This window comes from Bacillus sp. EKM208B, assembly GCF_011800725.1.
Lineage (GTDB): Bacteria > Bacillota > Bacilli > Bacillales > Bacillaceae > Bacillus > Bacillus velezensis.
The window spans coordinates 85,130-104,935 of sequence record NZ_JAANHO010000001.1 but is presented as its reverse complement, the minus strand read 5'-3'; the positions used below and the strand labels follow the sequence as shown (position 1 = coordinate 104,935).

18 protein-coding genes are annotated in these 19,806 nt (G+C 46.8%); 2 read left to right on the top strand and 16 right to left on the bottom strand.

Annotated elements, in window-relative coordinates; genetic code table 11:
* Window positions 1-14 precede the first annotated feature (14 nt).
* From G9F75_RS19990 to G9F75_RS00520, 7 genes are all read right to left on the bottom strand, one after another.
* Entirely contained in the window at window positions 15-149 is a 135-nt protein-coding gene (locus G9F75_RS19990) for a hypothetical protein (protein WP_004393139.1), read from the bottom strand.
* Window positions 136-1,251: a response regulator aspartate phosphatase gene (locus tag G9F75_RS00545; RefSeq protein WP_137987945.1), complete on the bottom strand. Its 1,116-nt coding sequence runs from the start codon at window positions 1,249-1,251 to the stop codon at window positions 136-138. Before G9F75_RS00545 ends, G9F75_RS19990 begins: the two co-directional genes overlap by 14 nt.
* A 130-nt stretch (window positions 1,252-1,381) precedes the next feature.
* On the bottom strand, window positions 1,382-2,272 hold the full coding sequence (gene rocF, locus G9F75_RS00540) for an arginase (protein ID WP_007407883.1): 891 nt from the start codon (window positions 2,270-2,272) through the stop codon (window positions 1,382-1,384).
* A gap of 73 nt (window positions 2,273-2,345) precedes the next feature.
* On the bottom strand, window positions 2,346-3,746 hold the full coding sequence (locus G9F75_RS00535; protein WP_021494640.1) for an amino acid permease: 1,401 nt from the start codon (window positions 3,744-3,746) through the stop codon (window positions 2,346-2,348).
* A 223-nt stretch (window positions 3,747-3,969) separates the two neighbouring features.
* Window positions 3,970-5,175, bottom strand: a complete 1,206-nt coding sequence (locus G9F75_RS00530) for an ornithine--oxo-acid transaminase (protein ID WP_004393130.1) — start codon at window positions 5,173-5,175, stop codon at window positions 3,970-3,972.
* Between the two features lie 229 nt (window positions 5,176-5,404).
* The gene (locus G9F75_RS00525) at window positions 5,405-6,040 is read right to left on the bottom strand and encodes an SdpI family protein (protein WP_053285282.1); all 636 of its coding nucleotides are present in this window, start codon (window positions 6,038-6,040) and stop codon (window positions 5,405-5,407) included.
* A complete protein-coding gene (locus G9F75_RS00520; protein ID WP_167408863.1) occupies window positions 6,037-6,324 on the bottom strand; it encodes an autorepressor SdpR family transcription factor in 288 nt (95 codons plus the stop codon). The genes G9F75_RS00525 and G9F75_RS00520 overlap by 4 nt, the downstream gene beginning before the upstream one ends.
* A gap of 174 nt (window positions 6,325-6,498) precedes the next feature.
* On the opposite strand from G9F75_RS00520, the gene G9F75_RS00515 reads away from it, so the two are divergent.
* Window positions 6,499-7,914 (top strand): sigma-54 interaction domain-containing protein, encoded by a 1,416-nt coding sequence (locus tag G9F75_RS00515; RefSeq protein WP_374978595.1) that lies wholly within the window; start codon window positions 6,499-6,501, stop codon window positions 7,912-7,914.
* Window positions 7,915-7,955: 41 nt separating this feature from the next.
* On the opposite strand, the gene G9F75_RS00510 is transcribed toward G9F75_RS00515, so the two are convergent.
* From G9F75_RS00510 to G9F75_RS00480, 7 genes are all read right to left on the bottom strand, one after another.
* Window positions 7,956-8,675 carry a cupin-like domain-containing protein gene (locus G9F75_RS00510; RefSeq protein WP_007407887.1) on the bottom strand — a complete coding sequence of 240 codons (720 nt, stop codon included), beginning with the start codon at window positions 8,673-8,675 and terminating at the stop codon, window positions 7,956-7,958.
* A gap of 13 nt (window positions 8,676-8,688) precedes the next feature.
* Window positions 8,689-10,314 carry an ABC-F family ATP-binding cassette domain-containing protein gene (locus tag G9F75_RS00505; protein WP_007614956.1) on the bottom strand — a complete coding sequence of 542 codons (1,626 nt, stop codon included), beginning with the start codon at window positions 10,312-10,314 and terminating at the stop codon, window positions 8,689-8,691.
* Between the two features lie 27 nt (window positions 10,315-10,341).
* The gene (locus G9F75_RS00500; RefSeq protein ID WP_012118887.1) at window positions 10,342-11,532 is read right to left on the bottom strand and encodes an MFS transporter; all 1,191 of its coding nucleotides are present in this window, start codon (window positions 11,530-11,532) and stop codon (window positions 10,342-10,344) included.
* Between the two features lie 18 nt (window positions 11,533-11,550).
* Window positions 11,551-12,873, bottom strand: a complete 1,323-nt coding sequence (locus G9F75_RS00495; RefSeq protein ID WP_031379193.1) for a periplasmic substrate-binding domain-containing protein — start codon at window positions 12,871-12,873, stop codon at window positions 11,551-11,553.
* Window positions 12,870-13,877 carry a ThiF family adenylyltransferase gene (locus G9F75_RS00490; protein ID WP_021494635.1) on the bottom strand — a complete coding sequence of 336 codons (1,008 nt, stop codon included), beginning with the start codon at window positions 13,875-13,877 and terminating at the stop codon, window positions 12,870-12,872. Before G9F75_RS00490 ends, G9F75_RS00495 begins: the two co-directional genes overlap by 4 nt.
* A 231-nt stretch (window positions 13,878-14,108) precedes the next feature.
* Window positions 14,109-15,527 carry a sensor histidine kinase gene (locus G9F75_RS00485; RefSeq protein ID WP_021494634.1) on the bottom strand — a complete coding sequence of 473 codons (1,419 nt, stop codon included), beginning with the start codon at window positions 15,525-15,527 and terminating at the stop codon, window positions 14,109-14,111.
* Window positions 15,524-16,207, bottom strand: a complete 684-nt coding sequence (locus G9F75_RS00480) for a response regulator transcription factor (protein ID WP_095060437.1) — start codon at window positions 16,205-16,207, stop codon at window positions 15,524-15,526. The genes G9F75_RS00485 and G9F75_RS00480 overlap by 4 nt, the downstream gene beginning before the upstream one ends.
* Window positions 16,208-16,420: 213 nt before the next feature.
* Here G9F75_RS00480 and G9F75_RS00475 point away from each other — a divergent pair, with 213 nt between their 5' ends.
* Entirely contained in the window at window positions 16,421-17,332 is a 912-nt protein-coding gene (locus tag G9F75_RS00475) for a PepSY domain-containing protein (protein ID WP_021494633.1), read from the top strand.
* Between the two features lie 387 nt (window positions 17,333-17,719).
* Here the strand turns inward: G9F75_RS00475 and G9F75_RS00470 are convergent, their stop codons facing one another.
* Window positions 17,720-18,916 (bottom strand): S1C family serine protease, encoded by a 1,197-nt coding sequence (locus G9F75_RS00470; protein ID WP_103526422.1) that lies wholly within the window; start codon window positions 18,914-18,916, stop codon window positions 17,720-17,722.
* 86 nt (window positions 18,917-19,002) lie between these two features.
* Window positions 19,003-19,797 (bottom strand): MBL fold metallo-hydrolase, encoded by a 795-nt coding sequence (locus tag G9F75_RS00465; protein ID WP_004393110.1) that lies wholly within the window; start codon window positions 19,795-19,797, stop codon window positions 19,003-19,005.
* Window positions 19,798-19,806 lie beyond the last annotated feature (9 nt).

The window sequence follows — 19,806 nt, the reverse complement described above, 5'->3', positions numbered from 1 at the left end:
GATATCATGCAGTATTATCCGAAGGCTCCGTTTTCCGCCGGTTTTATGATTTGGTCGGCTTGTGCCGTTGAACCAGTTTGTGCAAATAATCCAATCGAAATGAGACTTGCCAAGGCTGCTGAGAGTACAATGAATTTACATGTTTTCATTACGAATCCCCTCCGTTAATCTCAAAATTTGGTCATTGGCATCAATTGATTCCTGAAAATACTTCGCCGCCAGTTTGTAATTCTCCTGTTTTTTAAAATGCGCCGCGGCTTGATACGACAAATCGGAAACGTCACTCCACAGCTCTTTCCTTCTTAACTCGGCGAAAGCTGATTCAAGCGATTCTTCACTCTGGTCAATAAAGACATGCTGTAAGATGCGCAGCTTTTGGGTGTATACGGGCTCGTTTTTTTCTTCAGCGGCATTCAGCGCTTTATGCAGCCAAAACCGGCCCTCAGCCATCTGTTCCTGTTTCAATAACACTCTGGCCAGCATGTACAGACTCCGCACCGAATATGCTGATTGCAAATGCTCCTTTTGATCGAGAGCCGTTTCAAACTCGACCCGCGCCTCCTCAAGCTTTTCCTGTCTTTCATAGCAAATGCCTGCGTTAAAGTGGGCGAGCGCCTCAATATGCGGATCGCCCGCTTTGGCAGCTTGATGAACCGCCGTCTGCAGGAGCTCTTCGGCTTTCTGGTAGTGAAACAAGTCCATTCTGTTACAGCCGATCACCATGAAACACTGTGCTTCTCTGACCGCGTACATTTCATTGGCTTTGTAGATCTCCAACGCTTTTTCCGCGTGGTTCATCGCAAAGTAGTTTTGGCGGATTTCATAGTAGGCAATCGCCACTTGATAATTAAACTCGGCTCTTTCAATCTCATTCGGTATGTGCCGGAGCCTGCTTTCAGCAATCCGGTAAAAATTTATTGCGTTCATAAACCGTTTACGGTAAAACTCGTGCATTCCGGAAAAGAAATAATAATAGTATTGAATCATCTGGTCTGTTTTTTCTTTATCGGCGTTCAGCTGGATCGTTTTTAAAATGCCGTCTGTTTTCTCATACTCTTCCATCAAAAGCTTATAGCGGGAATCAATTAAATTAAAATAAAGGAGCACCGTTTGATTTTGTGTCATATTTTGCAGATCCGTAAGCAGTTGTTCTCTTAACGCCTCAGCCGATTCGGTGTTGTGCTTTTTGATTTCCTCATACCAGTCACTGATTTTTTTCGCAACTGTTTCGTGGGCCATCACTTCAGCCATCTGTCAGGACACCTCCCTTTCCCATTTTGTGTAATAAATATATCATATTTACAGGTCTAAAAAGAGGGTGACAGCCCGCTAGTTTCCTCGTGGCAACAAAAAAACCCCCGCAAGTGCGGAGGCGCATATTTTATAGTAGTTTTTTTCCTAACAAAGATTCTACCAGCTCGACCGCTGTTTTGCCGGTTTTGTTTTTGTGATCGAGGATCGGGTTGACTTCGACAAATTCAGCTGAAGTGATGATGTCGGCATCATACAGCATTTCCATTGCCAAGTGGCTTTCACGGTAGCTGATGCCGCCGACGACAGGCGTGCCTACGCCGGGTGCGTCGCTCGGATCAAGGCCGTCGAGGTCAAGGCTGAGGTGAACGCCGTCACAGTCTGACAAGTAGTCAATGGTTTCTTCAATGACCTTTGTCATGCCGAGGCGGTCAATCTCATGCATCGTATAGACCTTCATGCCTGTTTCCTTAATGTATTCACGCTCGCCTTCATCAAGCGATCTCGCGCCGATGATGACGACGTTCTCCGGCTTGATTTTCGGGGCATACCCGCCCAGGTTCACCAATGTGTCGTGCCCGACGCCGAGGCTGACGGCCAGCGGCATTCCGTGAATATTGCCTGACGGCGATGTTTCCAGGGTGTTTAAGTCGCCGTGCGCGTCGTACCAGATGACGCCGAGCTGTTTATAGTGCTTTGCCGTTCCTGTCAGCGTTCCGATCGCGATGCTGTGATCGCCGCCCAAGACGAGAGGGAACCGCTCATTCTCAATGACGCTGTCCACCTTTTGGGCGAGCTGCTCGTTCCCCGAGAGCACAGAGTTCAGATTTTTCAGCTCTTCATCATTTTTGAGTTTTTCACGATTGACGGGGATGTCGCCTAAGTCTTCCACCGCATACCCCATGTCAGATAACCGTTCAATGAGATGCGCGTAGCGGATGGCACTCGGGCCCATGTCTACTCCGCGTCGTGCTTGTCCTAAATCCATCGGCATTCCAATAACTGAGATATTCTTGTTCATCCGTTTTTCCACCTCAACATGTTGTATGTTGTCCTGTGCGGGTTTCTCAAAGATGACTTGGACACGAAAAGATTTAAAGCTCTATCTGTTTTTCTGACTGCTTATGCTTTTTTACATACAGATGATAGACGATAACGCACACCGCCATGAACGGAATGCCGCAATAAAGGGCGAGCCGCTGTTCTGAATCAAATGCGAGGCTGATCAGAACGACCGTGTTTAACGTCAGCCCGATAATAGGCAGCACCGGGTACAGCGGTGTTTTAAACTTCAGGTCTTCCACTTTGCCGCCTTCGCGGATGTATTTCCGTCTGAACATCAGCTGTGACAGGGAAATCGTGATCCAGCCGACCTGCGCGCTTAGTCCGGCTAATGATAAGAGAAACATATAAACGGTTTCCGGCGCTGCCACTTTAGACAGCAGTGACAGGCAGGCGACGGCCAGCGTCACGATCAGAGCGTTCATCGGCACCCCGCGTTTATTTGTTTTGCCGAGCGATTTAAAGGCTTGTCCTTCGTTCGCCATGGCATATAAGATACGCGTCGATGCAAACAGGCCTGAGTTGGCCACTGAGAGCAGCGCAATTAAGATAACAAAGTTCATAATATCGGCGGCATATGGAATACCGATTTGTTCAAACACCACGACAAACGGGCTTTCGACCACTCCCGCCTGCTTCCACGGAATCATCCCGGCAATGACGATGATGGAGAGAACGAAAAAGACAAGCGTTCTCCATACCGTCTGCCGGATAGAGCGCGGAATCGTTTTCTCGGGATTTTCACTTTCTCCCGCGGCAACCCCGATCAGCTCCGTTCCCTGGAACGCGAAGTTTACGGTAATCATCGTAATAAGCATAGCCTTAATGCCGTTCGGAAACAATCCATCCTCATAAAAATGAGAGAAGAAAGGAGCCTGCTCGCCGTGTTTCATGTCAATCAGGCCGAACATGGCGGCGCCGCCCAAAATAATAAACAGCAGAATGACTACAATTTTAATGCCGGAAAACCAAAATTCCGACTCAGCGAACGCTTTTGTGGTAATGGCGTTCAAAAGAAACATCAGTCCGACAAACACGAGGCACCACACCCATACGGGAACATGAGGAAACCAGCGGAGCATCAATTGTCCCGCAGATAAAAACTCAATGGCGCATGTCACCGCCCAGCCGAGCCAGTACAGCCAGCCGAATGCGAAACCGAAAGCGGGGCTGATGAATTTGGTTGCGTACGTCTGAAACGACCCTGATACGGGAAGGGCAACCGCAAGCTCGCCTAAGCAGAGCATGGTCAAAAACATAATAAAGCCGCCGACCAGATAAGACAGAACCGCGCCCAGCGGTCCCGCCTGGTTAATTGTAAATCCGGTACTCAGGAAAAACCCGGTGCCGATCACTCCGCCCAAAGAAATCATAAACAAATGGCGTGATTTCATTGTGCGCTGAAGCTGATTCTCTTTTTGATTTGTATTCACTATTCTGCACCCCTTCAGCAACTTGTATTGGAACCAAGCCGGTGCTTTGAAACCGATTTGCTGTCCAAAGAGCCTCTATTTGTATATGAATGTTATATGAAATTCATTTTCGTACATAAAGATACATTATACTAAAATACTGTCGCCGCGCAAATAGAGTGTGCTGAATTTTTTATTTGTAAATTCCATACAAGCCGAGGGAAAGCATTGCCGCATCAAGGTTTTACGCGTTTTGAAGCACGTTTGTGATCTTTTGGATCGCCCAGTCCAAGTCTTCCTTGGAAATCATTAACGGCGGTGCAAAACGGATCACGGTATCATGTGTTTCTTTGCATAAAAGCCCTTCGCCTTTCAGCTTTTCACAATAAGGGCGGGCCGCTTCTGTTAGTTCAACGCCGATAAACAGGCCGCGTCCGCGCACGTCTTTTATGATCGGGTTATCAATTTTCTCAAGCTCTTCTTTAAAATAACGGCCAAGCTGAAGGGAACGCTCTGCCAGCCCTTCTTCCTCAAGGACTTCAAGAGATGCGAGCGATACCGCGCAAGCGAGCGGGTTTCCGCCGAATGTCGAGCCGTGGGAACCCGGGTTAAACACGCCGAGAATGTCACGGTTCGCCGCGATGCACGAAATCGGGAAGACGCCCCCGCCGAGTGCTTTGCCTAAGATGAACATATCCGGTACGATATTTTCCCAGTCAACCGCGAATGTTTTCCCTGTGCGGCCGAGTCCCGTCTGAATTTCATCAGCGATCAGAAGTACATTTTCTTCCTTACAAATGGCTGCCGCTTCTTGTAAAAATCCTTCCGGCGGAATGACGATGCCCGCTTCTCCCTGAATCGGTTCGAATAAGAAAGCGGCTGTGTTCGGCGTGATCGCCCGGCGCAGCGCTTCTGCGTCTCCGTATGGAATTAATTTTATACCCGGAAGCATAGGTCCGAAACCGCGTTTATACTCATCTTCTGAAGAAAGGGATACCGCAAGCATCGTTCTGCCGTGGAAGTTGCCGATACACGCAATGATTTCCGCCTGGTTATCCGCTACTCCTTTGACCTCATATGCCCAGCGTCTCGCCGCTTTGACAGCGGATTCAACGGCTTCCGCCCCCGTATTCATCGGCAGAATCATATCTTTTCCGGTCAGCTTGGCTGTTTTCTCATAAAACGGACCGAGCTGATCATTATGGAATGCGCGTGACGTCAGAGTGATTTTATCCGCCTGATCCTTCAGCGCCTGAATGATCTTCGGATGTCTGTGCCCCTGGTTCACCGCAGAATAAGCACTCAGCATATCCATATATTGATTACCTTCAGGGTCTTTTACCCAAACACCCTGCGCCTCGGAAATAACAATCGGCAGAGGATGATAGTTGTTCGCGCCGTAATGTGAAGTTTGGCTGATAATTTCTTGAGATTTTGTGAAAGCTGACATAATCTGATTCCCCCTTGTTTTGTAATCATTCAACATTAGATCTTGCTTTCCCTTTTTATAAAGCAAGTTCCGTGCCAATCCGAAAAAACGGGATGTTTCGCCAGCATTCTTTCTTTTCCCGCAAAATTTTCCGGCAGTTTGCGTGCAAACTTCAGCCAAGCGCAAAATTTTTTTGCGTTTTCCGCTGACAAAATAGGAGCAATCCAATTAGATTGCTCCTACTCAACAGTTATTTATTCAATTGTCTCTGATATACAATGTAAGAATATAGTAAAGATAATATAATACAGCCGATTGCCGCAATGAAAATGACTGACACTCTATACACCGGCGGCAAAAAAGCTGCAAGCATCATGAGTATGCCCGCTAAGACAAAAATTTTCGAACTAACCCTGTGTGTATCCTTCCAAACTCTTTCACTGCTCAGCGTCCAAGGCGTTCTTATCCCTAAAAAGTAATTAGGCTTAACTTTCTGAATAAAGTTTCCAAACACCATGAAAATGACTCCCACTATAAAGTTTCCTAAATAAGATATAGGGAGATCATATCCCAGGCCGGTCAAGATGGTCATCAGATTAATGACAAACAGAACCGCAAACAATGTATTAAATATAGCCATATATGGCCGGATAAATGTTTTGTAGTTATTTTTAGGATCAATCTTAGGGATGATAACCATTAAAATATATTGAATAATCATGATGCCAATAAGCATCACCATTGCATTAAATTTAGAAGTGTAATCATTTGCGCTTCCGTTTAATCCCCAGTGTGTCGCCAAATTGTCCGGTAAAGATGAATATGTGAAAGCCCATGTGAAAACAGTTAAAACTATGATTCCTGCTGAAAAGAAATATTTTTTCATGATTCCCCGCCTTTCTTATTATCATGTTCTGAATCAGTCAGAGAAAAGAACCAGCCTATAAGATCCTGTAATACAGTGGCATTTAATGAATACATAATAAATTGGCCTTTCCTCTCATCGTGAACCAAATCAGTATTTTTCAATATGGTAAGGTGATGAGAAATACTGGGTTTTGACATGTCGAAGTGTTCCGCAATTTCACCAGCTGTCATGTCTTGTTTCTTTAATAAGTCCAAAATTCTTCTCCTTGTAGGATCGGCCAGTGCTTTAAAAGCTTTATTCAAAAACTTTCCCCCTCTCATACGTACATGATTTAGATATTTAAGTATATATCTAAATATCAACCATTTTCCTAAAAAAGTCAATGGTTTTATTAACTAAATTTCCATTTATTTTTAAATATCGTTCAAGCGCAACATTTTTTTGCGTTTTCCGTTCGATTTATTTTAAAATAATGAATGTTAAGACGATTGAGAGGGGGAATTGAACTGCACACAACCAGCGAATTTTACACACTCGTGTTACAAAGCATTCTGGAAGAGATTGATGTCGGGCTGCATGTGGTGGACGAGAAGGGCAGCACCGTCATTTACAATAAGAAAATGATGCAGATTGAAGATATGGATGAACGGGACGTCCTGCATAAAAACCTGACTGATGTATTTATGTTTTCCAATCAGCAGGACAGCACGCTCGTTCAGGCCCTTCAAGAAGGCAAAACGATTAAAAACGTGAAGCAAAGCTATTTCAATAACAAAGGCCAGGAAATCACGACGATCAACCACACCTTCCCGATTGTGCAAAACGGCGAAATCAAGGGCGCCGTAGAAATCGCCAAGGACGTCACCAAGCTCGAACGGCTGATCAGGGAGAACATGCACAGGAAAGAACAGAACAGCTACACGTTTGACAGTATTCTCGGCAACAGCCCGGTTATTCGGGAAGTCATCGAAAACGCGAAACGGGCAACCCGCACATCATCATCGGTGCTTTTGGCCGGCGAGACGGGAACGGGCAAGGAACTGTTCGCCCAAAGCATTCACAACGGCAGCCAGCGCTCAGGCGCCCCGTTCATCTCACAAAACTGCGCCGCCCTGCCGGACAGTCTGGTCGAAAGTATTTTATTCGGCACGAAAAAAGGCGCCTTTACCGGAGCCATCGACCAGCCCGGTTTATTTGAGCAGGCACAGGGAGGCACCCTGCTCCTCGATGAGATCAACTCTCTCAATCTCAGCCTGCAGGCAAAACTGCTCCGCGCCCTTCAGGAAAAGAAAATCAGGCGCATCGGATCAGCTCAGGACAAACCGATTGACGTCCGCATCATCGCCACGATGAATGAAGACCCGATCACCGCCATTTCAGAAGAGCGGCTGCGCAAAGATTTATACTACCGCTTAAGCGTTGTCACGCTGATCATTCCCCCGCTCCGGGAGCGCAAGGAAGACATTCTGCCTCTGGCCGAAGTGTTTATCCAGAAAAACAACCACCTGTTTCAAATGCATGTCGATTCGATCAGTGACGATGTGCAGCGATTCTTCCTGGAATATGACTGGCCGGGCAACATTCGCGAGCTTGAACATATGATTGAAGGCGCCATGAACTTTATGACGGATGAAACGACGATTACGGCAGCCCACCTGCCTTACCAATACCGGATGAAAATCAAACCCGCTGACACGGAAAGCAAAGCCGCCGCAAGCACCCAGCCCGGCACCGATTTAAAAGACAAAATGGAAAACTTCGAAAAATACATGATCGAAAAAACCCTGAGAAAACACGGCAATAACATATCCAAAACGGCAAACGAGCTCGGAATCAGCAGACAGAGCCTGCAATACCGCCTGAAAAAATTCGGTCTGGACCGGATGAAATGAATCCATACAAAAAAAGGCTGAGATGCTCCTCAGCCTTTCGTTTATATCTGATTGGCAAGCCGCTCTCCGGTAAACCAAAAGTTCTCACTCACTGCCAATGTATGTTCCGTATTCTCGACTTGATGCCACCAATGGCGCGGCGCGTAAATGATTTCTCCCGCCTTTTGTCTGAAGCGGATCGGAGACGCCTTTTGCACCAGCGGTTTTTGCTCAATGTCTTTTTCATCAAAGACATTGATATTTCCTTCGTACAAATACGGAGAGTCGTCCGGATGATAGAAGATCCATTCCTTCTCCCCGAAGATGACGCCGTTCCACGCGTGCGTGTTGTTAAAATCCTGATGCAGCGGCGTGCCTGTCTGCTTAGAACCGAGAAAGAACCATTTCCAGTCCCGTCCCGTTTCTTCATCCGCTCTCAATGTGTCTTTTGTAAAATACTCGGGTGCGGAATAGACAAGGTCTAAGTCATTTTGGTTCAGCTGCGTAAAATTCCAGTCACAGTACCATTTGTCATCATTCTGATCAATGTACTCGATATAGTTGGAAAGCTTTACTTGTTTAAACGTTTTGACCCCTTCGATATCTGATTTCCGGATGGTGACCATTCTGTCTCCATAGTGTTCATCAATGTATTCAAGCGTCCACGGCCTGCATTCCCAGTGATCCATTGCCCCCGTCAAAATAAAAGGTTTCTTATCAGCATACTCGCTTACAAAAAGATCGTACGATAACTCATTGATTGTCAGTCTGTCAATGGTCATATCCATTCCCCTTTTATTCGGCAATCTGCCGTTTTTTTTGTTTGGCGTAACTGTATGGACCTGAAAAGATGGTGACGTTTTGATTCTCAAGCCAGAAAATCTTGTTGAACTTCTCCAGCAGGTTTCTGTCGTGAGAAACGCAGATGATGGTGCCTTGAAACTGCATCAGGCTGTTTTCGAGAATTTCCTGAGATTCAATATCCAAGTGGTTGGTCGGCTCATCCAGGATCAGGACATTCAGCTTTTTTTCCATTAAGATGGACAGCTTCAGCCTGATTCTTTCACCGCCCGACAGGACGGAAAGTTTTTTAAAGACCGACGACCCGTAAAATCCGTACTTGGCCAGCATATTCCGGGCCATGCCCTCTTCAGTCAGCAGATTTTCTTTAAAGAATTGCAGAATCGTCTGACTCGAATCTCCGACGTGGCTCTTTTGATCAATGTAGCCTATCTTAAGATTTTCCCCCACTTTAATGGTGCCGTCCGACAGTTCTCTTTCCCCGATGATGCAGCGGATCAGCGTTGTTTTGCCGACGCCGTTTCTGCCGACGATGCCGATTCTGTCTTTATGCTTTATGCGCAGGTTCACATTTTGATATAAAAGGGAAGATCCGTTGGTCACCTTTCCGTTTTCAATGAACACAATATCTTTTGAACCGGCGCCCGCTTCCTGAAATGCGTTTTTTAATTTTTGCTCCGTCCGGACCGGCTTATTGATCAGCTCAATCCTTTTCAGCGCCTTTTCCATATTATTCGCGCGTCTGTGCAGGCCGACAGACGGCGGATTCGAGCGGTTGGCCCAATCTCTCAGCTGGGCGATGGATTCCTTCATCTTCTGTATTTTTCTCTGCTGTTCTTCATATTTCTCAAACTGGGCGATGATGAATTCTTCCCGCTTTTTCAAGTATTCGCTGAATCCGTAAGGCCAAATCTTCACCTCGGTATCGTCAATCTCGAGCACCTTCATCGCCGTTTGATCGGCAAACGTTTTATCGTGGGTCGTAAACAGAATGGTTTTGTTCGATTTTTTAATAAACCCTTCAAGCCACTCAATCGCATGGACGTCCAAATGGTTGGTCGGCTCGTCCAGCAGTATAACGTCGTCGTTGCGGATTAAAATTTCAGCAAGGCCGGCTTTTGTCTTTTCGCCGCCGCTCAGCTTTGAAAACGGCTGATCCTTTAATTCGCTGAGGCTGAGCCCATTGCATACTTCATCAATCATCGCATGCATCTGGTAGCCGTTGTTCCGCTCAAATGTTTCCGTGTATTGACTGTACTTTTCCAATAAAGCAGTCAGCTCGTCATCACTCATCGGTTCCGAAAGCTTCAGCTCAATGGCCTTCATTTCCTTCTGGATCGCCGCGAGAGCTTCAAACGATTTTTCCAGATATTGATACAACGTCAGATCCTCATGGGGATCAGCGATCTGCTTCAGCAAACCGACCTTCGCCCCTTTGTTGATCGCAATCGTTCCTTCATCTGCCTCAAGCTCTCCGGAAAGCACCCTGAACAGCGTGCTTTTGCCGGAACCGTTCGGCCCGGCCACGAGCACTTTTTCGCCTTCATTGATGAAAAAAGAAACTTGTTTGAAAATGGTATCTCCCGCTAAATTTACCGTAAGATTATGAATATTCAGCAACTCACATCATCCCTTTGTCATTCTGGTTCAAAGCTCGACTTTATTCTGGATGGCGACGCTCGCTTTCAGTTTGTAAAAGCTGAGCATCATAAACAGCGACAACAAGATGGATAATACCCCGATTGCGGTCAGCAGCAAAGCTGAATCAAAATAGTCCGTTAAGAATCCGATAAACGGAAAGGCAATGAACATGAAGAGCGAGGTCATCAAACTGATAATGGACAGCAGCGTTGCTCTCGTTCTGGACGGAATCTCATTATTCACCACCTGACTGGATACGGGTTCTATCACATCATAGAGCGCGTTAATGACGACAAAAGCTGCAATCGTCACGTACAGACTGCCCGAAGGTATAAACAGATAGGCCGCCCCGATGATGCAGAATGTCAGCAGAAGCACGCGCCTCGGCGTGAATTTTTCCGCCGGCTTGGAAGAAAAGATGGAGCACAGCGCCTGCAAGATGGACAGTCCCGCAAAAATAATGGATATATTGCGCACGGACAGCCCTTCCTGACTTAACAAATCTTGTCCGTACATATAAAAAACCGATGTAATCGCAAAGAAAACGGAGAGTGACAGCACCAGATATTTAAAGGCTTTGTTCAGCCTGAAGAAATCTTTGACTTCTTTTAAGATGTCACCGACCGTCTGCGTTTCGTGTTCACTGTTTTCAAATTTGATTTCCGTCAGCTGTGTAATGACCGCCATCGCAATCAGCTGAGTGACAATCCCGGCGATAAACACATACGACCATGATATTTCCTGCAAGTAGCCGCCGATGCCCATGGCAATCGCAAGACCGAGTATGACAAGTCCGTTATAATTTCCGATGGATTTGCCGTACCACTTTTCTTTCCCTTGTTCTTTCAGTGAATCAAACAAAAAGGCGTGATCCGTTCCTGATATAAACGTCAGCCCGATACCGTATATAATATGGGCGATGAAGAGGGCGATGAAGTTATGGAAGCTCAGGAACATCACCAAATAGATAATGACCATAAAATGGCCGAGCAAGAGCGATTTTTTTCTCCCGATTCTGTCCGAGATGACGCCGCTCGGCACTTCCGCCAGAAACATCGCCAAATTCAGGACCGATTGCAGGATGCCCACAAGAAACAATGAATAATTCATGCTTGTTAAATATAAAATCCAAATTCCCCGTTCGAAAAAGAAGTTTCCGAAAAAACCGGAGAAGTAAAGCAAATTTCGATTCCGCAAATGAATACCCCTTTCCAGCTATCTGCATTTAACATCATGAACAGAAAGGAGCCCGTCAGTCTTTACACTAAAACCCTCTATACATGGATCTTGCAGATACAGACTTTTCCCAAAACAAATTGGGCAATAATGAGTTGTATTCTCGAATAACCCAAAAAGTTCCTTCTTTTTTTCAGATCCTATGGCATCAATGATCGTTTTTTTCTTCTCCGGATCGCTGATGTCGCGGATGAAATATTTGATATAGCTCAGCTCATGCATGTAAGCCGGCAGGAACAAATGGAGCTCAATATCAAACCCGCTTTTATCCATATGATAATAATCATTGAAATGACTGACGCGTGAGACGGATACGTCCGCTCCGGCCCGCCGAAACAGATCAGCCAGCCTTTCAATGATCTCTCCGTTGGGATAATAATCGGCATAAACGATTCGGATCGGCTCTTCTCTTGTCAAAAGGGGCGGATCTTTCTGCGGTGTCCTCCCGCTTTCCCATATACCGATAAGTGAATCAGTCGGTGTGATGATATGCCCCAAATCCCCGGCCAGCTTTTGTTTATCAAAATAATGCTGAATAAAAGTTCTCAGCATGTCGTCCTTTACCTTGAAGGTAAATAACATCGGCAAATGATTTTCTTTAAAATCAGCATATTGCCGATACCTCATGTTTGAATGATGAAACTGGGTGTGGCAGGTCACGTCCGTTTGATTCGCTTCGTACAGCCCGATGCTTTTTTCCAGATCATCATTCAAAATAAATTGGATGGTCTGAACCGTGCGGTGATCCGCGGGCGTCATTTTATATTGCGGATTCCGCTCAAATTCCAGCCCCTTTTCAAACGTTCGCTTGAATCGGTACGGGCCGTTTTCCGGCACATCGCCCCCGGCGGTCCCCGGAATCAGAAAGCTGCTCTGCAAAACGGCTTCTATCTCATCAGACGGCTCGTCCAAGGTGACTTCAAAGCGTTTTTCGCCCGTTACGTTCACCCCGAGCTGATCGGATGAGACGAGGCCTTTTACATACGGAACGGCCTGTTTTATGTTCAGGAAACTGCCGAGATGGGGGCTTTGATTTTCTTTCGTCAGATGATAGATGATCGTTTGAACCACACCCTCGGCGTCACCTAAATAGTCCGGGTGAATGTCCACCTGACAGGTGCGGGGATCTTTGCGGATGATCCGGCAGTTATAGCCGTCCTGCAGACTTTCATACATAATGCTGCAAATCATCTTGCTTGTGTAATCCTGCGTATCTAATGGGTTCAAGCGTATCGGGCTTGTGTCGATTTCTATTTTCAGAGGGTCGCCCGGTTTTCTCGCCGTACGATGCATCGTCTTCATAAAGCGCTTTCCTTTTGAGAAAGCTTCGTTTCTGTAATATGAAGGCCGTCAAAGTCCAGGCCGATGCGGGTATTCAGGGATTTCGGGCTTCCGCCTGCAAGGTATGTGATAATGTCATGAGACATAAACGAGGATATAATACCGTTTGTCGCTCCTAAGGAACCTTTGATCGGTTCATCGGGGTAACAGTTCAGAAGTCCGGCCGGCATGTTTTTTTCATAAGTGACGCCGGATTGATAGGATTCAGGCGTGAGCAGAGGCCCCCATTGGCCGCTGAAGCTGCCGACACCCCCGGTCATAAACGCGATATTCCGCTCCTTACAATACCGGTAAACCCATTCAGAAATGTTATGGGGTTTGTCAGCGGCATTTATGACGATATCAATTTCATACGGATCTAACACACGCAGGTCCTGCGGCTGTGTAATTTCCTGATGGTAAAGTGCTGCGTCCGCATGGGGATTGATACCCGCAATATAATCTCTGCATTCTGAGATCTTTAATTTGCCTACAGAAGATTTATTATAGACGAATTGTCTGTTCAGGTTATGTACTGATACGGCATCGAAATCAATGAGAATAAAATGCTGCATGCCCGCCGCCAGAAGGTTTTGAAGAATGATCGTTCCGACGCCCCCCAGACCCACGATCGCTGCCCTGCTGCCGTCTAATCTGTTTTGGATCAGATTGGGGTTTTGGTTGTATTTCTCAAAATGGTACAGCTGCTTTTCAGTGATGCGGCCTTCACGGCCGTTTTGCCATGGCTCTATTAAAGCATCCAATTTCATTAACGCATCGAAAAACTGGTTTCCCGCTTCCTCTCCCAGAAGATCAGAAAGCTCTTGTTTTTCACAGCCGGTGATCAGCCGTTCAACCGCCTCTTTGATCTCACTCGTATGCGCAAGCTTAATCGCCTTTCGATATTGAATGATAATATGCGCCGTGTAGGTCAGCACCTGCACGCTGTCTTTAAACTTCCAGCGCTTACAGTCAGTTGACATCATGACATACCCCCTGAAAGATAATAACTCCCCAATGAGGGGAGTCACGGCTTTACTAGCAGCGATGCACCAAGCTTGCTGTTTCTGTATCAAGATCAAGTTCTTCAATCTTCATCAGTACACACCCCCTTTACCAATAACTAGATATTATCATCAATATTGGAAAAGGACAAGTTATTTTTTGAAAATTTAGAATTTATATATAAATTGTGATATTTCTTCCTGCTTCCCGGTTTATCCCGGCAGCCGGATGATGAACACGGAGCCTTTTCCCTGCTCACTTTTCACTTCAATTGTTCCGTTATGGCTGTCGATAATGGTTTTTGTAATGGCAAGACCCAGCCCCGCGCCGCCGGATTGACGGGATCGGGAGGTTTCCGCCCTGTAAAACCGGTCAAACAAATGAGGCACATGCTCCGGAGCGATTCCCGTTCCGTTATCCGCAATCATAAGCATGATTCCTCCGTCTTTCTGCAGGGAGACGGTGATGACACCCGTGTCTTCATCCGTATGCTGCACCGCATTGTAAAATAGATTGAGAATGACCTGCTTCATTTTGTCTTTGTCAAAAACGGATTCTATCTTTTGATCGACAAAGAACTCGAGCTTCCGGTTTCTCGCGAGCAGCTTCAGCTGAGCCTCCATTTCCAAAATGACGTCTCCCAATGCGCCTTTTTTCATTTCAAAGCTCGGCACCCGGTCAATCTTCGCGAGAAACAGAAGATCCTCTATCAGCTTATTTGCCCTGGCGGATTCCGCGTACATGCTTTGAAGCGCTTTTTCTTTCTGCTCCGGCTTCTCCGCCGCTCCGCGCATTAAAATTTCGATAAAGCCGTGAATGGAGGTAAGCGGCGTTCTCAGCTCATGTGATGCATCTGATACAAACTGCCGGATTCGTTCTTTCGCTTCTTTTTCCGCCTGAAAAGAGGTTTCAATCCGTTCCAGCATCTGATTGATGGAGATGCCCAATGACTCAATTTCGGCCTGCTTCCTATCGATCGGCAGCCGTTTATCGAGACTGCCGGCATTAATGTCACCCATCATACGCACAATGCGGGACAGCGGCTTGAGTGTGAGCCGGATCACCGGCAAGAAAACAAACAGTCCGATGACCAAAGCCGCAAAGGAAAGCACCGCGAAAATGCTGATCTGGCGGAAAAGCGAATCATTCAGAGGCTGGGTCAGCGTGCTCATCTGCACAACTCCCGCCTGCCTGCCGTCAACGGAAATCGCCTGAAACACGACGATGATTTCCTCACCCGCCTTATTGTGAGCCACCTGATAGTGAAGCGCCATTGTATCTGTCAGCGCATCCTGATACACTTTTTTCGGGAAAGAAGGAGCGGCCCCCGCGTGCGGGTCTTCTGATAAAACAGACATCTTGTATGATTGATTGATAAAAGCAACCGTCACCCCTGGGTAAATCAAATTCGGATGAGCCGATGTTTCGGAACGGGCAAGGGTTTTGATTGACCTCCATACGCTTTGATCCATTGAATTGATATAACTCTGAATGCTGATCGCCTGATTTTCATACATCGTCCGTGTCATAAACATGTACTGAGTGCCGCCGATGAAACATAACAGCAAGGCCAAAATCGCCAGTGACCTGAACAGGAGCTGGAATCGCAGGGTTCTGTACAGCCGTTTCATGCCAGATCCACCCTGTACCCGGCGCCCCGAACCGTGCGAATCACCTTGTGTTCTTTGTCCTTCAGCTTTTCGCGCAAAGAACGGATGTACACCTCGACGATATTGTCTTCCCCGTAAAAATCATAGCCCCATACCTGATCGAGAATCCTCGTTTTGCTGAGAACCGTTCCGTGGCGGAGCACTAAACATTTCAGCAGTTCATATTCGGTGGCGGACAGCTTCAAAGGCTGTTCATTGTAAAAAATCTCTCTGCTCCGGTCATCGATTCGGAAGGGGCCGAGCACCACCTCATCGAAAAGATGCGGAAACTGGTTGCGGATTCTTGCGTAAATTCTGGCAAGCAGCTCCTCAAAGCTGAACGGTTTGATCATGTAATCATCAGCGCCTTCAATCAGCGCCTTTACGCGAAACTCTACTTCATCCTTCGCGGTCAGCATGATGATGGCGGTATTGCTTGTTTTCTTAAGCATCCTTGACAGCTCAAGCCCATCCATTCCCGGCATCATCACGTCCAAAACGGCAATATGAGGCTGAAATGTTTTCACAAGATTCATCGCCGACATCCCGTCTGCCGCGGACATCACTTCAAACCCTTCATTGACAAGCCCCATCGTTAAAAAATCAATGATGGCGGGCTCGTCGTCTACAATCAGCACCTTGATGCCTTTCAACTTATCCATGATGCAGTCTCTCCTTAGATGTATCAGCCTGTGTTTATTTTTTTCGCTTCCCCTTCTATTATTCGCTTTTATCTGAAACAAAACTGAATCTAAGCTGAAAATCCGCTGAATTCAGGAAGTTTTCAGCTTAGATTCATGTTGTTTTCAGTTTGGGTCTTTACAATAAGCCTTAGTTGGGAAGCCAACAATGAAATGTTTAAGGAGGAATATATGATGGGAATTACAAAAGTTTTATCAGGAGCTGCACTGGGGACCATACTTTCAATCAGTTCTTTAACTTCAGCGCATGCGGCTGTCATTCATAAGGATGACGCAGCGCAGACGAAAGTGGAAACGAAACAGCAGGCTTCCGTTTCTATCTCTAAAGCGAAAGAGACCGCATTGAAAAACTGCAGCTGCAAAGGCGCCGTTCAATCAGCGCAAATGAAAAAAGTCAACGGCGCTTACGTATATGTTGTCAACGTCCTTGACGTAAAAGGAAAGCAGCACACCGTCAATGTCAACAGCTCCAGCGGAAAAGTCGTGAAACACCAAATTGAAAAGAAACAGCAATTCATCTCAAAATCCGGCGCTGAAAAAATCGCCGTGAAGAATTGCAAAGGAACAGTGAAGTCTTCTGAGCTGAAGACCGAACATAACGCTATGGTTTACGTGGTTCAGGTGTCAGGACAAGACGGGAAGCTTCACACATTCCATATCAATTGTAAAAACAGCAAAATCGTCAAACATGATATAAAGAATAACCAGCAACACATGACCCGTGCAAAAGCGGAATCGTTCGCACTCAGCCATTGCAAAGGCGCTGTGAAATCCGCTCAAATGAAAAAAGAAAACGGCGTATCAGTCTATGTTGTCAGCATATTCGGCCAGGACGGCAAGCTTCATACGCTCCACATGGACGGCAAAAGCGGAAAAGTCCTGAAAGAAGAAGTGCAGAAAAAACAAGTGATGATCGCTTCTAAAAAAGCGCATTCCATCGCGCTCAGCCATTGCAAAGGCGCTGTTAAATCGTCTGAAATGAAGAAAGAAAACGGCGTCTACAAGTACATCGTGAAAATCACTGCCCAAAACCATACGGAACAAACGGTGAAAGTAAACGCTCAAAACGGAGCCATCTGTAAATAACAAAAAATAAGCTGCCGGCAGTTTCATCTGCCGCTTCAATTCAGCAGCACCAGTCTGTTTCAATCACAAAGTTCTAAGTTCATGTCTACCTTTTTCTAAATATACCCATTTTTAACTGAACGTGTTGTGACCCACGTTCAGTTCTTTTTTATGGCTTCTGAAAAAAGGCATAAAAAAAGCGCCCTGAAAAAGGACGTTTGATATGACATGTTTCATGTTCTTAAATTCTGCATTCTAAAATAATTCTTCCTTCACATTCACCTTCAATTTCATTCAATACGATGATCACATCAGCCGTTTTCATGTGTTTCACCTCCCCGTTTTCATAATAGTATAATATTAACAAATAAATCAATAAAAAACAGCCCGGATGTCCGGGCTGTTTTTTTATTTCTGTAATCGATCCGCTTCTGTCAGTTTGACTTCCGCTGTTTTTTTCTTTCCCGAACGGTAGAACGTGATGTTCACACGGTCGCCGATCTTTTTGCGATACAGGCGCTCACGGAGATCCACAACGTCATTGACCTTATGTCCGTCGAACCCGGTGATCACGTCGAGCTTTTTCAAACCCGCTTTTCCGGCCGGTGAAAACGCGTCGACACCCATAATGACCGCCCCGGTTTTAATGCCTTTCGGAAGTTTCAGCGTCTGGCTCCAATGGTAGCTCGCAATATCCGTTAAGGATTTCATCTCAATACCGAGGAAAGGCCGTCTGACTTCTCCGTATTTTTCTAAATCCTGAATAACGGGAATGACAAGCTTTGACGGGATGGACAGGCCGATGCCTTCAACGGCGGATTCAGCGATCTTCATTGAATTGATGCCGACCACCTTGCCCGATATATTCATCAAAGCGCCTCCGCTGTTGCCGGGATTAATCGCGGCGTCGGTCTGCAGCACTTCCGCATTCCAATCCGGCTGTCCGTCGCCGTTTGAGTCAACGGGCACTGCCCTTTCCGTGCCTGAAATGATCCCCTGTGTCACTGATCCCGCAAATTCAAGCCCGAGCGGATTTCCGATCGCAATGACCGGTTCTCCGACTTTGACCTGATCAGAATTGCCGAACTGGGCGGCCGATTTGATTTTATCAGACTTCACCTTCAGCACGGCAAGATCCATCAGACGGTCGCTCCCGATCAGCTCAGCAGGCACGCGTGAGCCATCCTTCAGGCTGATCTCAATTTCAGTCGCACCTGCAATGACATGGTGATTGGTTACGATATAAGAAGTGTTTCCGTTCTTTTTGTAAATGACGCCCGACCCGCTTCCCGCTTCGCCGCCCTCTCCCCAAATATCGGTCTTTTGGATATTGAGAACACCGACTACCGAATCTGATACACGGCTGACCATATTCGTGACAGCATCGTTGACATTTACGTTGACTGTTTTCACCTGTTCGCTGCCGAGACGCTGGCTGGTGCTTTTGCTGCTTTCTCCATGGTCTCCGCCTGTCCAGTACGGCAGCAGGAAAGCCATGAGCGCGGCCCCGACGATGACGCCGATCAGACTTGATAGAAAGTACCCTCTCTTGCTGCGGCGGGGCTGTTCGGAGGCGTACTGTTCATCATCGCGATTATAATCCACCCTATCTCAAATCCTTTCAAGAGTACTCGATTTGCTTATAGTGTGGGTCAGATCGCGGATTAATAATCATGATTCATTTGGAAAAATTACACGGCGCACAGCGGCGTCGGGATTTTCGGATCGGTATCAAATAACTGAAACGTTTCCCCGGCGACAAATCCTTTCGCAGCCAATGTCTGCTGCACGGACATTCTCGCCAGTTCCTTCATATTATTGTCCTGGCTCAGATGCGCCAAATAGATGCGCGATGTGCCGTCGCCGATGACATCAGTCATGGCGAGGGCCGCGTCTTCATTCGAGACGTGGCCGACATCGCTTAAAATCCGCCGCTTAATGCTCCAAGGGTATCTGCCCATTTGCAGCATGCCGACATCATGGTTGCTTTCAAACACAAACACATTGGCCGAACGGATAATGCCTTTCATTCTGTCGCTCACATACCCGGTGTCCGTCATCAGCGCGAGCTTTCTGCCTTGGTAGTGGAAAACATAAAACATCGGCTCAGCCGCGTCATGAGAGACGCCGAATGACTCAACATCAAGCCCGCCGAAGGATTTCACGCTTTCCATCGGGAACAAAAACTTTTGTCCGGTATCCAGCTTGCCGATCTGATTCTCCATCGCTTTCCACGTCTTTTCATTCGCGTAGACGGGAAGACCGTACTTTCTCGCAATGACGCCGAGCCCTTTAATATGGTCGCTGTGCTCGTGAGTGACAAAGATGCCGTCGACGTCGTCTATCTTGCGGCCGATTCTCTCCATCAGCCCGTCCATCGCTTTACCGCTCAGGCCGGCATCCACCAGAAAAGAGTGCTCCTCTGTCTCCAGATAAAACGCGTTTCCGGTACTCCCGCTCGCAAGCACGCTAAATTGCAAGCCCATTGTGTCTCA